Below are 14,052 nucleotides of genomic sequence, written 5' to 3' on the forward strand. Positions count from 1 at the left end.
GCAAGTATATCCCAGGTCAGCATTTTTTTGCGCCGGGATAAAGGCGAAAATCACGCAACTGCCCCGCTTTACGCGCGGTTTCAGCATTTTGTCAGCCATTAGCGGCGCAGAGACAAAACGGTGCGCGCCAGCCCGCACCGTTTGCCGCTCAGGTTTTACTGCGGATAGGCTACCCAGTCGCCGCCGTTAAGGCGAATCCACGGTTTGCCCTGGTACATCATCACGACGGCGTTATCATTTTCCGACACCACCGGCGTCTGCGGCAGGTTATCCGCCAGCACCGACATGTTGACGTTCGGTGCGTTAAACACCTGACCGTCCACCACCCGCGACACCAGCTCGGAAATCGCCAGCAGGCTGACAGGCGTATCGATGGTCAGCGGCTGGCCCTGATGCGGCGCTTTCATGCCAACAAATTTAATGCCAACCGGCACGTGGGTGATGCCCGGGCTCGGAATGTCGCGCAGCCCGGACATCTGCATTTTATCCCCCTGCAGTGCCGCACCGTGCTCCGGCACCACCAGCACCATCACCCGGCGTCCCGACTTCTCCAGATTGGTCAGGAAGGTATCGAGCTGGTCGAACAGCACCCGTGCGCGCGGCTGCCACTCGGCGGTGCGGGTGCTGCCCAGCTCGCGCGTACCGTCGTGCAGCGGAATCAGGTTGTAGAAGGTGGCGCTGCGCGCATCGCTGCTTTTGCTGCGATCATCAAGCCAGCGCTGCATCAGCTGCCCGTCGTTGTACACCGGCGAACCATCAAAAGACGTCAGCTCTGGCGCAATCCCGGCCTGCGACATCAGCGGCGCCTGCATGTTGCCGTCCTCGCGCAGCTCTTTCAGGTAGTTACCGAACACGCCGGTATGGTCCATCATCAGCTGCTGCTTAAAGCCAAGCTTCGCCAGATTATCAAACAGATAGCAGCGCTGGTCGGTGGCTTTATACAGGTTACTGTGTGAGGTCTGGCCGCAGCTGGCACGCAGCAGGCGAATACCGGCCGGACCGCTGTAGCCGGTGGCAGAGTTGTAGTTGTTCAGCACGATATCAAAGTGCTTCCACAGCGGATGGTCGCGCAGCTGCGCCACATCAATGTCCGACCACGCCAGCGAACAGATGTTGATCACCAGAATATCGAACGGCTGGGAATCGGCGGGCAGCGCATCCGGGAAGTGCGTGACGCGCTGGCGTTCGCTGTCGTAAAAGCGATTCAGCCACGCGGTGAGGTTGGCGCTGGTGGGCGGTGCGCTTTGATCGAGTCCCGCCGCGGCCGGGCTGGCGGCCGGTTTGTCGTTCAGCGCCACCGGCGGTGCGGCGGCTTTGCTGGGCAGCAGGCTGACCGCCGGGCCGGCGAGCGTCAGCACGTTCAGCCAGATCAGCGCCAGCGACACCAGCACGGTGACGCGAATCCACTGCGCCACGAACAGGTAAATCACCAGCAGCACAAAGGCCGCGCCGATCATCTCCCAGTTAATAAAGCGCTGCAGCAAATCCAGCAGATAGGCCGGCGAGAATCCCGCCACCTGGCTGCCCTGGCTGAGCAGCGAGTTCAGACCCGGCAGCCAGGTATCGTGCCAGAACAGCGCGAAGCCAATCGGCAGCGAAACCCACTGGCGCAGACGATGCAGCCGCGCTGACGGCAGCGGAAACAGCAGCCACGCCAGAAACACCAGATTACTCAGTGCATGGAAGTTGAGATAGCCGTACCACAACAGACCAAATTTGATCAGAAAGTAAAAGTTCCAGCCGCCGAGGCCGCGCCAGCGCGCCGCGTGCAGCGTCGAAGGTGTGTTATCCATGTTTATCCGTTTTGGTCGATTGGCGTTGCCACTGCCCTTCCGATTTGAGGGCGCGGGCAGGTAACAGGCGCATCAGCAGGCTGGTGCTGCGCTGCGGCAGCCAGCGTCGCCACAGCGATTTCAGGAACAGCAAAATCAGTAACAGCAGGATCGCCACCTGCACACCATCCATCAGCGTCATACGTGCGGTTCCCCGAGATCTATGATGATTGGCTGCGGCGTCTGAGGGCTGCGCGGCGCGGCCGCTGCCGGCGCGGCTGGTTGCGCAGCGGCCGGTACCCTGAGCGGTTCGAACTGCGCCACCGGCGTCAGCTGCCGCACTTTATTCACCTCCGACAAAATCTGATTGTCGGCAAACCACACCATGCGGTTGCTGAACAGCTCGTCGTGCGGCAGGGAAAATATCGATTTCAGGGCAATGTCCAGGTCGTTAAAGCGGCAGGAAGAGAGGAATAAATAGAGCCGATCGTCAACCAGCGTCACCAGGTCGCCAAAACGACGTGGTTTACACAGCGTCAGCACCTGCGGCGGCGACAGCTGCGGCACCGGGCGCAGCGCCACCATCAGCCCTTTGTCGTTTTCCGGCAGCAGCGTATTGTTCATCAACTGCTGTACCGCCGCACAGAAACGCTCCAGCGGCAAATAGCCTTTCTGCTGCAGCGGCTGTAGCGCCTGCACCAGCGCCGGCAGATCGGCCGGCACGTGGCGGGTAAACTGCTGGCCCTGCACGCCTTCCAGCGCGGTCAGCAAGCGCGACAGCGGCGCCGCCGTTGGGACAATGCTGTTAACGCCGCACGCCAGCAGCAAACGTTCATCACTGTAGCGCAGGCTGGTACCGAGTTCCCGCACCACGATTTTCAGCGCGTTGCCGCGCGATCGCCGCAAACCATGGACCATGCTCGCCAGAGTCGGTACATCCTGATTGTGGGCCAGGCTAAAGATGACCGTGGCGGCGTTAGCCTGCTGCCCGCGCGCATACACGCTCTCGTTATCGCTGAACAGTTGCCACTGCGCAGAAAGCGGCGGCGCCCCTTCCAGTACATCCTGCTGGGCCAGAAACTGGTTTTCATCATTGAGGCTCAGCGGCTGCGACGCGGCGGCTTCAGCCTGCGCAATAAACTGATTATCAATACAGTTCAGGCGGATAGCGCGGTCGGCCAGCAATTTATCGGCGGAGTACCACCAGTTAATTCGATATTGCCAGCTATCCTGCTGAAATTCTAAATGAGCGACACCATCAAGCTGACGAAAATAACGCTGCAGATGATTTCGCAGGGGAATAATTGCGGTTCCGCAGGTGATCATTAGCAGCGTCATTTGTTTTTTTAACAGAACCCGGCGCAAGCCTTTTATCCACACGGTCAGTTCATCCGGGGATAATTTGTTCCACAGCGCCGCCTGACTATAAAACATGACCAGACCGCTACGTTTATTCATTACGCGCGCCATATCGCTGGCCAGATGTTGCAGGCTGGCTTTATTGGCAGGCAGCGAAAATAAGGGAATACGTGCCGGACCGCCGGGCGGATCGGGCGTTAACAGCGTCTGCGGGGATGCATCCGCGCTCACCAGCGTGGCCGCCTTTTGCTGGCTAACCACCTGACGTAACAGCGTTCGTGCGTCTTCGGGCCGCTGGCAGGTTATCCAGTAAAATCCCGGCGACTGCAGGGCGATTAATTCCTGTTGTACCTGCTGCAGGCCAAGCGTATAAAGATTTTTCATATTAGCGTCGCGATCTGTACAATCCAGGCTAGTTTAATATAGACGGCAACGATTGGAACTGCTGAAATAAAAAAAGCTGCGCACGCGCCAGACTGTTTGACTTTGCCGGGTCAGAAATCGCTGGCTGCGGTTTTATACGCGACAAGAAAAATATCACCCCTCTTTATCCGTTGTCGTTTCTTTGGTGGCAAAAAAGTAATGAAAACTGAAAATGCTTTTTCACTGATCGCTGTCGGCAGCGAAGATCAGGATGATATTAACGCCCTGAGTGACGCCTTTTCACTGAAGGCGTTTCGCTATATTGATATTGCCCGTGAAGCGCGTCTGCAACAATTGCTGTCGCGCTGGCCGTTGTTGCAGGAATGCACGCAGGGACCGGAGTCACCACGCTAATGCCGGTTCTCGCCTTACAGGGGCTGCGCGGCGGGTGCGGCGCGACGGCACTCAGTGCCGCGCTGGGCTGGGCGCTAAACGCGCTGCAGCAGTCGGTGCTGCTTATCGACCTTTCGCCAGCCAATCAACTGGCGGCCCACTTTAATCTGCCGCTCGACACGCCGCACGGCTGGCTGCGTGCGCAGCTGGATAACCAGCCGTGGCAGCACAGCGCGCTGCGCTATCAGCCGGGGCTGGATTTTCTGCCGTCTGGCACGCTCACGCATCAGCAGACCTTATCCTTAAACGCAGCGACAGCGGAAATTGCACAACCGCTGCTTAAGGCTTTGCCGGCCCTGAAACAGCGCTATCAGTGGATTATTTTCGACCTTCCGGCGGATCTGCTGCCGTGGCAGCTGGCGTTCATCCCGGCCGCCGATCGGCTGCTTCAGCTGTTAACGCTGGATGCCAACTGCCAGCTGCGCCTGCACCGCGCGCACTTTTCGCCGCAGACGCTGTTTCTGATTAACCAGTTCAACGCCAACAGCCAGCTGCAGCAGGATCTGCATCAGCTGTGGCTGCGCTCGCTTAAGAACCTGATTCCACAGGTTATTCATCGCGATGAAGCGCTGGCGGAAGCGCTGATGATGAAACAGCCGGTGGGCGCCTGGCGTCCGCATGCGCTGGCCAGCGAAGAGATCAATACGCTGGCCAACTGGCTGCTGCTGCATGTCGCCGGAGGTGGCGCATGAATGCGCTGCGCTGGCTGCTGGTGCCGCAGGCCTCGCAGGCATTGCAGCAGCGCGCGCACCTGGCGCGTCAGCACGGCGCCGGGCGGTTAACGGTCGCGCTGCATCTGCTGTGGTGCGTGCTCGCCTGGTCGCTGCTGCGGCTGGAAACGCCGGCGTGGCGGCGCGTGCTGCAGCAGCGTCAGCGCTACTTCCCGCATATCTCTCCGCTGCGCCCGCGTCCGCTGGATATTGTGCGCTATGCACTCCAGAGCCTGTGGCTGCTTATCATGCTGCCGCTGGACGGCAGCGCGCGCAGCGAGCGTAAACGTTTTAACGCCTTTGGCTCGCTGTTCCGCTGGCGCCAGCAGCTGTATCAATGGCTGGCGCAGCTGCCGGCGCGGCTGGAGCACAGCGGCGTACCGCAGCGCAGCGAACGCTGGCTGCAGCGCCTGCCACGGCGCGTGCGTCAGTTGCTGTTCATCGTAGTGGCGATCGCCGCCAGCCTGCTGGCGCTGCTGTGCATCTCGCAGCCGTTTGATATCACCACGCAGTTTGTGTTTGTGCTGCTGCTGTGGGCGCTGGCCATGCTGGTGCGCCGTATGCCGGGCCGGCTGGTGACCATCATGCTGATCGTGCTGTCGCTCACCATCTCCTGCCGCTATCTGTGGTGGCGCTATACGGAAACCCTTAACTGGGACGATCCGCTCAGCCTGACGTTTGGCCTGCTGTTGATTGGCGCGGAAACCTACGCGTGGACGGTACTGGTGCTGGGCTATTTCCAGACGCTGTGGCCGCTCAACCGCCAGCCGGTCTCCATGCCGCCGGAGATCGCCAGCTGGCCCAGCGTCGATATTCTGGTGCCGACCTACAACGAGCCGCTCAGCGTGGTCAAACCCACCATCTATGCTGCGCTGGGTATCGACTGGCCGCAGGATAAACTCAACATCTATATTCTTGATGACGGCACGCGCGAGGAGTTTCGCGAGTTTGCCGCCAGCGTGGGCGTCAATTACGTGGTGCGCCCCAGCCACGAACACGCCAAGGCCGGCAACATCAACCATGCGCTGAAAACCACCTGCCGCAGCGAATACGTGGCGATTTTTGACTGCGACCACGTGCCGACGCGCTCATTCCTGCAGCTCACCATGGGCTGGTTCCTGAAAGATCACCGGCTGGGCATGCTGCAGACACCGCACCACTTCTTCTCGCCAGACCCGTTTGAGCGCAACCTCGGCCGTTTCCGCCAGACGCCGAATGAAGGCTCGCTGTTTTACGGTCTGGTGCAGGATGGTAACGACACCTGGGATGCCGCCTTTTTCTGCGGCTCCTGCGCAGTGCTGCGCCGCAGCGCGCTGGATGAGATTGGCGGCATCGCGGTAGAGACCGTTACCGAAGATGCGCACACCTCGCTGCGACTGCACCGCCGCGGATACACCTCGGCCTACATCCGCATTCCTCAGGCTGCCGGGCTGGCGACCGAAAGTCTGTCAGCGCATATTGGCCAGCGCATCCGCTGGGCGCGCGGCATGGTGCAGATCTTCCGTCTCGATAATCCGCTGTTTGGCAAAGGGCTGAAGCTGGTACAGCGGCTGTGTTACGCCAACGCCATGCTGCACTTTCTTGCCGGTATTCCCCGGCTGATCTTTCTGCTGGCGCCGCTGGCGTTTCTGCTGTGCCATGCCTACATCATCTATGCGCCCGCGCTGGCCATCGCCATCTACGTGCTGCCGCACATGGTGCATACCAGTCTGACCAACTCGCGCATCCAGGGGCGCTGGCGCCACTCGTTCTGGAGCGAGGTGTATGAAACCGTGCTCGCCTGGTACATCGCCCGCCCCACCACGGTCGCGCTGTTTAATCCGCACAAAGGCAAATTCAACGTGACCGCCAAAGGGGGCCTGGTAGAAGAGCGCCATCTCGACTGGGTGATCACCAAACCCTATATGCTGCTGGTGCTGCTGAACATTGCCGGTATCGGCATGGGCTTCTGGCGCATGGCGCACGGCCCGGCCAATGAGCTGCTCACCATCTGGGTCAGTCTGGTGTGGGTGGTTTACAACATGATTATTCTCGGCGGCGCGGTGGCGGTATCGGTGGAAGCGCGTCAAATCCGTGAAGCGCACCGCGTGGAGATCGCCATGCCGGCGGCGCTGGCACGCGCCGATGGTCACATGCTGCCGTGCACGCTGCGCGACTACTCTGACGGCGGCGTGGGCGTCGAACTGCGCGAGCCGGATGCACTGCGCGAGAACGAAAGCGTCTCGCTGCTGCTGCGGCGCGGACAGCAGGAGTTCAGCTTCCCGTGCCAGGTACAGCGCGTATTTGGCCGCCGCGCGGGTATCCGCCTGCACCAGCTCTCCACCCGCCAGCACATCGAATTTATTCAGTGCACCTTTGCGCGCGCCGATACCTGGGCGCTGTGGCAGGACGGTTTTCCGGAGGATAAACCGGTGCAGAGCCTGGCGGACATTATGCTGCTCGGCTTCAAAGGCTATTTGCGGCTGGCGGAGTATGGTCCGGCACCGCTGCGCCGCCTGTTCCGTGGCCTGACCGCCGGACTGCACTGGCTGGCAACGCTGTTGCCGCACAACGTCCGTCCGCGACCGGCAACGCTCAACACTGATTTTACCTAAGCTGATGATATGACCATGACGAGAAAACTGAGTTGGTTCACCGCCCTGCTGCTGGGCACGGCGTCTCTGGCGCAGGCGGCACTTCCTGATGCACCGCCTGCGGCAACCTCTGCGCCGCTGCCCGACGTGAACCAACCGCTCGATGCCAGCGCCCCGCTGCGCGATAGCCAGCTGCTGTTTACCCAGGTGGCACCGCCGCCGGGTAGCATGACGCTGCGCGGCACCGTCCCCACCAGCCAGATTGAGTTCGGCGTGCGCAGCGACGAAGTGGTCACGCGCGCGCTGCTGACGCTCAACTACCGGCCTTCGCCGGCGCTGCTGCCGACGCAGTCGCAGCTCAAGGTGTATCTCAACGATGAACTGGTGGGCCTGGTCACCGTCACCGCCGATCAGCTCGGCAAAGAGAACCAGACGCAGCTGGCGATCGACCCGCGCTACATTAGCGATTTCAACCGCATCCGCCTGGAACTGGTCGGCCACTACGCCAACGTGTGTGAAAATCCGGCCAACAGCACCATCTGGCTGGATATCGGTAAAGCGAGCAAACTGGACCTGACGCTGCAGAAGCTGCCGCTGAAAAACGATCTCTCCCATTTCCCGGAGCCATTCTTTGACGCGCGCGACAACCGGCCGCTGCAGCTGCCGATGGTGTTCAGCGGCCAGCCGGATGTGCAGCAACAGCGTGCGGCAGGCCTGCTGGCCTCGTGGTTCGGTAGCCAGGCGCAGTGGCGCGGCCAGTCCTTCCCGGTGCTGTATAACCAGCTGCCGGAAGGGCAGCATGCGGTGGTGTTCGCCACCAACGATCGCCGGCCTGACTTCCTGCAAACGCTGCCGCCGGTGGACAAACCCACCGTGGAAATGGTCAGCCAGCCGGACAATCCCTATCAGAAGATGCTGCTGATTCTCGGCCGCGACGATAACGATCTGATCACCGCAGTAGAGGGCATTGCGCAGGGTGAACTGCTGCTGCGCGGCGAGCGCGCCACCATCGACAGCGTGAAACTGCTGGCCCCGCGCCAGCCGTACGATGCGCCAAACTGGGTTCGCACCGATCGCCGCACCACCTTTGGTGAACTGACGCAGTATCAGAACCAGCTGCAGGCTGATGGCCTGCAACCCAACCCGATTAGCCTGACGCTCAACCTGCCGCCGGATCTGTTCCTGGTGCGCGCACGCGGCATTGATATGGACCTGATCTATCGCTACACCTCACCGGTGCAGCAGGACGGCTCACGGCTGGCGGTGCATCTCAATAACCAGTTCATGCAGGATTATCCGCTGACCAGTAAAGATGGCGCGGGCCAGCAGCTGATGCGCATTCCGCTGATGCAGGGCCTGCAGGACAACAGCCGTCAGCTGACCATTCCGGCACTGCGTCTCGGTGTGGTGAACCAGCTGCGCTTTGATTTTGACTACGCCAATACCTTTATCGGCGGCACTGCAGATGGCCGCTGTGAGACCGTCACCCCCGTCGCGCATCATGTGGTGATCGACGATCGCTCCAGCATCGATTTCTCCGGCTATCGTCACTACATCGAAATGCCCTCGCTCGGCGCGTTTGCCAGCGCTGGCTTCCCGTTCAGCCGCTTCGCCGATCTGGCGCAAACCCTGGTGCTGGTGCCGGCAAAACCGGAGAGCGGCGAAGTCAGTACGCTGCTTGACGCGCTGGGGGCGATCGGCGCCCAGACCGGCTATCCGGCACTGCGCGTGCAGATGAGCGATGACTGGCGCAACGCGAAAGACCACGATGCCGATCTGCTGCTGATCGGCAGCATTCCGCCGGATCTGCAGGCGGACACGGCGATCAATCTGCTGGTGGATCGCACGCGCAGCACCCTCAACATGCCATCGCGCCCGGGCAGCGCGCCCAACGTGCCACTGTCAGCCAGCGAGCGCACTGCCGAAAGCCAGACCGGCATCAGTTCGCGCGGTCCGATCGGCGCCCTGGTTGGCTTCCAGTCGCCGTTCCACGATCAGCGCAGCGTGGTGGCGCTGCTGGCTGACAGCCCGCACGGCTGGGATTTGCTGAATGCAGCGCTGCGCGACAGCGGCAAACGCGCGGCGATGTTCGGTTCTGTCAGCATCGTCCGGGAGTCCGGCGTCAACAGCGTGCGCGTGGGCGATACCTACTTTGTCGGGCATCTGCCGTGGTGGGAGCGGCTGTGGAATCTGCTGGCCACCCATCCGGTATGGCTGGCCGTGTGTGCCGTGCTGGTGGTGATCCTGTTCGCCCTGATGGCCTGGCGCCTGATGCGCATGGTAAGCCGTCGTCGCCTGGCTGAGCTGGATGACGATGAATAAGTTACCGCTTGCGCTGCTGATCGCCAGTGCGCTGGCCGGCAGCGTGGCGGCCGCGCCCGGTCCGCAGGTGGCGCCGGTAGCGTGGCTGCTGATGCAGATTCGTACCGGCGAATCCACCAACAAATACGATTTGGTGCAGCAGTCGCTGTACCGGCTGGAAAAAATCGATCCGGATAACCCGCAGGTGCTGGCGGCACGCATTCGTATGGCGCTGCGTCAGGGCGATCAGGCCAAAGCGCAGCAGCTGTTCGATGCGCTGCAAAAGGCTGCGCCGGATGACGCAGCCACACGCGAATCTGCGGCAGGTTTGCGCCTGATGAGCCCCGAAGGACGTCAGCAGCTGCAGCAGGCGCGGCTGCTGGCCACCGCCGGACGGCTGCCGGAGGCCAAAGCAGCGTGGGATGCGCTATTTCACGGCGTCTTTCCCGATGTAAACACCGAACTGGAGTACTGGCGACTGGTGGCGCGCCTGCCGGGCCAGCAGCCGCTCGCCTGGCGTCAGTTGCAGGCGCTGGAGCAGCGTTATCCGGGCAATATCGGCGTCGAGCTACAGCTGGCGCGCATGGCGTTTGATAATAATCAGCCGGATCAGGCGGTGACCCAGCTGCGTCAGCTGGCCAACCGCGACGGCGGCCGCGATGCCGCGTCTGAATTGTGGCTGCAGCAGATCCAGAACCAGCCGGTGAGCGAGCGCAGCGTTGCCAGCCTGCAGCAGTATCTGCAGGTGTTCACCAGCGGCGATGCGCAACAGCGCGGAGCGGATGAGCTGGCGCGTCAGCAAAAAATGCTGGCCGATCCGGCCTTCCGCCAGCGCATGCGCGGCCTGGCGCTGGTCGAAGCTGGCGGCGGCGCGGCGGCAATCGGCGCATTACAGGCGGCGCTGAAGGCCAATCCGGACGACGCCGAACTGCTCGGTGCTATGGGCCAGGCACAGGCGCGTGCCGGTCACCGCGCCGCCGCCATCAGCTGGCTACAGAAAGCGATTCAGGCGGGCCAGGCCAGCACGCAAATCGGCAAGTGGCAGTCCCTGTTACAGACCAATCGTTACTGGCTGGCTATCGACAGCGGCGACGCGGCGCTGAAGCAGGGGGATTTGTCCGGCGCTGAGCGGCAGTACCGCAGCGCGCAGGCCATCGACAGCAATGACAGCTGGGCGCTCATCGGCCTCGGTGATGTGGCGCAGGCGCGTAAAAACAGCGCGTTAGCCCGACAGTACTGGCAGCAGGCGCTGCGCCTTGACCGCAGTAACGGCACGGCGCAGCAGCGCCTGAGCAATTTACGTATTGAGAGCCTGCTGGCCGACGCAGATACGCTGGCGCAGCAGCAGCAATGGCCGCAGGCGGTAGCGAAATACCGTGAGGCGGCTCAGGCGCGACCGGATGATGTCTGGCTGGCCTGGCGGCTGGCCAATGCGCTACGCAGCAGCGGTGACAACCAGGCAGGCGCGGCGGTAATGGCCGCGATGGTGCGCCAGCAGCCGCAGCAGCCAGCCGCGCTGTATGCCACGGCACTGTGGCAGTCATCCGGCGACGACGATGCCGCCGCGCTGGCCACGCTGCACCGTTTACCCACCGCCCGCTGGGACAGCAACATGCATGAACTGGCGGATCGCCTGGCGCAAAACCAGGCGTTCGGGCGTGCCGGGGAGCTACGCGCCCGCGGTGATGAAGCCGCCGCCATCCGCTTGCTGCAACAGCAGCCGGCCTCGCCGCGCCGCGACATTACGCTGGCCGACTGGGCGCTGGAGCGGGGCGATGCCACAACAGCGCTGGCCGGTTATCAGCAGGTGCTGCAGCAGGACGCCAGCAACAACGATGCCGCGCTCGGCCGCATCGAGGCGCTGCTGGCGCTGCAGCGCACCACCGAAGCGCGCGCAGCGCTGCACAGCCTGCCAGACAGCGTGGCGCAGCAGAGCCTGAACAGCGGCCGGCGCGTGGCGCTCGCCTGGCAAAACAGCGGCGATCTCTTCAAAGCGCAGCAGCTGTTCAGCGCGCTGAAAACCCGCGCCGCCGCTGTCGCGCCGTCACAGGAAAAAGCGCTGGTGCTGCGTGATGCCGCGCGGCTGGAGAGACAGCAGCGCCAGCCCGCGCTGGCACAGCAGGATTACCGCGCGGCGATGGTCGCCAGCGGCATCACCCCTGCGCTGCCAGACGATAACGCCCGCTATACCCGGCTGACGCGCACGCAGGCACAGGACGACTGGCTGAAGCGCAGCATTCGCAGCGACGCCGCTGATCTGTATCGCCAGCAGGACACCACTGTGACGCTGGAACAGGACTACTCGCGCGATAAGGGCAACGGAGGCACCTCTGACTTTACCGCCCATACCACCATGCTGCAGGCGGAAACCCCGCTGGCCGATGGCCGCAGCTTTGTGCGCGTTGATCACGTACAGGTGTCTGCCGGGACGTTTTCCACCACGGATGGCAGCCACAGTGAACTGTTCGGCAGCTGTAACGACGCCAACGCCGGGGGCTGCCGGCGCGATTTCACCCAGCGGGACGAAGGCACCGCGCTGGGCGTCGGCTGGCACAACGATCGCTGGTCAGCCGATATCGGCACCACGCCGCTCGGTTTTACCGTCACTAACTGGGTCGGCGGCGTAAGCTGGAAAACTGACATCGACGATCTCGGGGTGACCTTTACCGCTTCACGTCGCCCGATCTCCAGTTCGCTGCTGGCTTACGCCGGCGCGCGCGATCCGACCACCAACGGCGGCAGAAACTGGGGCGGCGTCGTCGCGACCGGCGGCGGCATCGGCCTGAGTTACGATCGGGGCGGCGCGCACGGGGTGTGGGCCGATCTCAGCGCCCATCAAATCAGCGGTGAAAACGTGGCGGACAACAGCCGCGAACGGCTGATGGCAGGCTATTACTACAAGCTGATCAATAGCGACAACCAGCGCGCCACCATCGGCCTGAACAGTATGCTGTGGCACTATCAGAAAGATTTGAGCGACTACACCTTTGGCCAGGGCGGCTATTACAGCCCGCAGCGCTACTTCTCGTTGGCGGTGCCGCTGACCTGGCGTCAGCGCACCGAAAACTGGTCGTATGAACTCGGTGGCTCGGTGTCGTGGTCACAGTCAACCACTAACGCTCAGGCGCGCTACCCGGTGAATCCCGGCTTTACGCTGGCCAGCAATCCGCCATCGGATAGCAGTTCAGGGCGCGGTTTCGGTTATACACTGCAGGCGCTGGTAGAGCGGCGCATCACGCCGCACTGGTCGCTGGGTTTAGCCATGGACATTCAGCAGGCGAAAGATTACACCCCAAGCCACGGGCTGCTGTATGTGCGCTACTCAATGGCCGGCTGGAACGGCGACATGGATATGCCACCACAGCCACTGGAACCGTATGCGGATTTTAAATAAGCACACGAAAATGAAAAGGTCGCCATAAATGGCGACCCTACAAGATAGTTGCGTGGTTTTTACAGGGTGCGCTTTGATGCGCTCCGGTATAAATCCCGACGGGTGCAGGTAGCGTTCGGCTATCGCTTCTCCTGATAAGCCAGCCAGGTCAGCAGTTGCAGGCTGGCGGAGAAATAGTTTTGCTCCGGCGCCAGGCGGTCGCTGAGGTAGCCGGTTTGGTTGAGCGTCAGGTCGCGCACCGCGGTCAGGCCACCTTCCATATTGTAAGGTGCCGGGGTATTGGCCAGCACATCAAACCACGCTGGCGTGGTGTCGCGCGCGTAGCCCTGCCAGACGCGCTGGAATGGCACCAGCCGCAGGCTTTGCGGATCGTACCACCAGATATTAAGCGGAATACGAATCGCGTCATAGCTGAAGCGGTTGGAATAGCCGACCGCCGGCGCGACGGAGCCATCGGCGTTCAGCGCCACCCAGTCCAGCGGCAGGCCGGTTTTGCCAAACTGCATGTCGCCCAGCAGCGCAAGGCCATCATCAATCAGCGTGTTCCACACGCGCAGATGGCTGTGCTGCGCAAACTCCTGCCATGCGGCGAACAGGAAATAGGAAGGGTTAAGCACCACATAGCTGGTTTTATTGAAGCCCTGCGCGCCCGGCAGCATCACCTTGCGGCCGGCGTAGTCGATCACCGTTAGCTTGATGACCGCGCGCTGAATGCGATCCGACGCCTGCTGATAATCACCGCCCCACTTCTGCGCCGCGCGCTGCAGCGCCCAGGCGATCAGCACATCCCCGTCCGAAGCATCATTTTTATCGGCGATGGGATCGGCTGCGCCTGGCGTATAGCGCCAGTAGAACAGGTCATTCTGCGGATTGCGCAGATGGGTACGCGTCCACTGCCACAGCAAATCAAAGGTGGCGCGATCGTTATACGCCACCGCCAGCAGCATGCCGTAGCCCTGACCTTCGGTGTGGCTGACGTTGTTATTGGCCGTATCGCTGATGCGGCCGTCGCTGCTCATAAAGCGGCTTTTGTAACTGCTCCAGCCATCAGCGGCCGCCTGAGCACTGAAAAATATCACCATGAAACACAGCATCCACTGACGCCAGAACCGCATCACTCTCATCAC

9 protein-coding genes are annotated in these 14,052 nt (G+C 62.1%); 5 read left to right on the forward strand and 4 right to left on the reverse strand.

Features of this window, described 5'->3' with window-relative positions; translation table 11 throughout:
* Window positions 1-155: 155 nt before the first annotated feature.
* From bcsG to bcsE, 3 genes are read right to left on the reverse strand one after another with little or no spacing between them, the layout of a single operon-like run.
* On the reverse strand, window positions 156-1,793 hold the full coding sequence (gene bcsG / locus AC6I8F_RS18655) for a cellulose biosynthesis protein BcsG (protein WP_104189219.1): 1,638 nt from the start codon (window positions 1,791-1,793) through the stop codon (window positions 156-158).
* Window positions 1,786-1,974: a cellulose biosynthesis protein BcsF gene (bcsF, locus tag AC6I8F_RS18660; protein ID WP_010617915.1), complete on the reverse strand. Its 189-nt coding sequence runs from the start codon at window positions 1,972-1,974 to the stop codon at window positions 1,786-1,788. The genes bcsG and bcsF overlap by 8 nt, the downstream gene beginning before the upstream one ends.
* A complete protein-coding gene (gene bcsE, locus AC6I8F_RS18665; protein ID WP_262264941.1) occupies window positions 1,971-3,515 on the reverse strand; it encodes a cellulose biosynthesis protein BcsE in 1,545 nt (514 codons plus the stop codon). The genes bcsF and bcsE overlap by 4 nt, the downstream gene beginning before the upstream one ends.
* 198 nt (window positions 3,516-3,713) lie before the next feature.
* Between bcsE and bcsR the strand changes: the two genes are divergently transcribed.
* The 5 genes from bcsR to bcsC are packed head-to-tail and all read left to right on the forward strand — an operon-like array spanning window position 3,714 to window position 12,925.
* Window positions 3,714-3,908 (forward strand): cellulose biosynthesis protein BcsR, encoded by a 195-nt coding sequence (gene bcsR, locus AC6I8F_RS18670; protein WP_021507005.1) that lies wholly within the window; start codon window positions 3,714-3,716, stop codon window positions 3,906-3,908.
* Window positions 3,908-4,639 carry a cellulose biosynthesis protein BcsQ gene (gene bcsQ, locus AC6I8F_RS18675; RefSeq protein ID WP_104189225.1) on the forward strand — a complete coding sequence of 244 codons (732 nt, stop codon included), beginning with the start codon at window positions 3,908-3,910 and terminating at the stop codon, window positions 4,637-4,639. The genes bcsR and bcsQ overlap by 1 nt, the downstream gene beginning before the upstream one ends.
* On the forward strand, window positions 4,636-7,251 hold the full coding sequence (bcsA, locus tag AC6I8F_RS18680; RefSeq protein ID WP_058758087.1) for a UDP-forming cellulose synthase catalytic subunit: 2,616 nt from the start codon (window positions 4,636-4,638) through the stop codon (window positions 7,249-7,251). The genes bcsQ and bcsA overlap by 4 nt, the downstream gene beginning before the upstream one ends.
* Before the next feature lie 15 nt (window positions 7,252-7,266).
* Window positions 7,267-9,552 (forward strand): cellulose biosynthesis cyclic di-GMP-binding regulatory protein BcsB, encoded by a 2,286-nt coding sequence (bcsB, locus tag AC6I8F_RS18685; protein ID WP_498028342.1) that lies wholly within the window; start codon window positions 7,267-7,269, stop codon window positions 9,550-9,552.
* Window positions 9,545-12,925 carry a cellulose synthase complex outer membrane protein BcsC gene (gene bcsC, locus AC6I8F_RS18690; RefSeq protein WP_498028343.1) on the forward strand — a complete coding sequence of 1,127 codons (3,381 nt, stop codon included), beginning with the start codon at window positions 9,545-9,547 and terminating at the stop codon, window positions 12,923-12,925. Before bcsB ends, bcsC begins: the two co-directional genes overlap by 8 nt.
* Before the next feature lie 119 nt (window positions 12,926-13,044).
* Here bcsC and AC6I8F_RS18695 read toward each other — a convergent pair whose 3' ends face one another.
* Window positions 13,045-14,049, reverse strand: a complete 1,005-nt coding sequence (locus tag AC6I8F_RS18695) for a family 8 glycosyl hydrolase (RefSeq protein ID WP_031279620.1) — start codon at window positions 14,047-14,049, stop codon at window positions 13,045-13,047.
* Window positions 14,050-14,052: the final 3 nt, after the last annotated feature.

The organism is gamma proteobacterium symbiont of Axiagastus rosmarus, assembly GCF_059730925.1.

Coding starts and splice junctions, on each gene's coding strand:
- bcsC (WP_498028343.1), top strand. CDS start 9,545: ATGAATAAGTTACCGCTTGCGCTGCTGATCGCCAGTGCGCTGGCCGGC.
- AC6I8F_RS18695 (WP_031279620.1), bottom strand. CDS start 14,049: ATGAGAGTGATGCGGTTCTGGCGTCAGTGGATGCTGTGTTTCATGGTG.
- bcsE (WP_262264941.1), bottom strand. CDS start 3,515: ATGAAAAATCTTTATACGCTTGGCCTGCAGCAGGTACAACAGGAATTA.
- bcsA (WP_058758087.1), top strand. CDS start 4,636: ATGAATGCGCTGCGCTGGCTGCTGGTGCCGCAGGCCTCGCAGGCATTG.
- bcsR (WP_021507005.1), top strand. CDS start 3,714: ATGAAAACTGAAAATGCTTTTTCACTGATCGCTGTCGGCAGCGAAGAT.
- bcsF (WP_010617915.1), bottom strand. CDS start 1,974: ATGACGCTGATGGATGGTGTGCAGGTGGCGATCCTGCTGTTACTGATT.
- bcsQ (WP_104189225.1), top strand. CDS start 3,908: ATGCCGGTTCTCGCCTTACAGGGGCTGCGCGGCGGGTGCGGCGCGACG.
- bcsB (WP_498028342.1), top strand. CDS start 7,267: ATGACGAGAAAACTGAGTTGGTTCACCGCCCTGCTGCTGGGCACGGCG.
- bcsG (WP_104189219.1), bottom strand. CDS start 1,793: ATGGATAACACACCTTCGACGCTGCACGCGGCGCGCTGGCGCGGCCTC.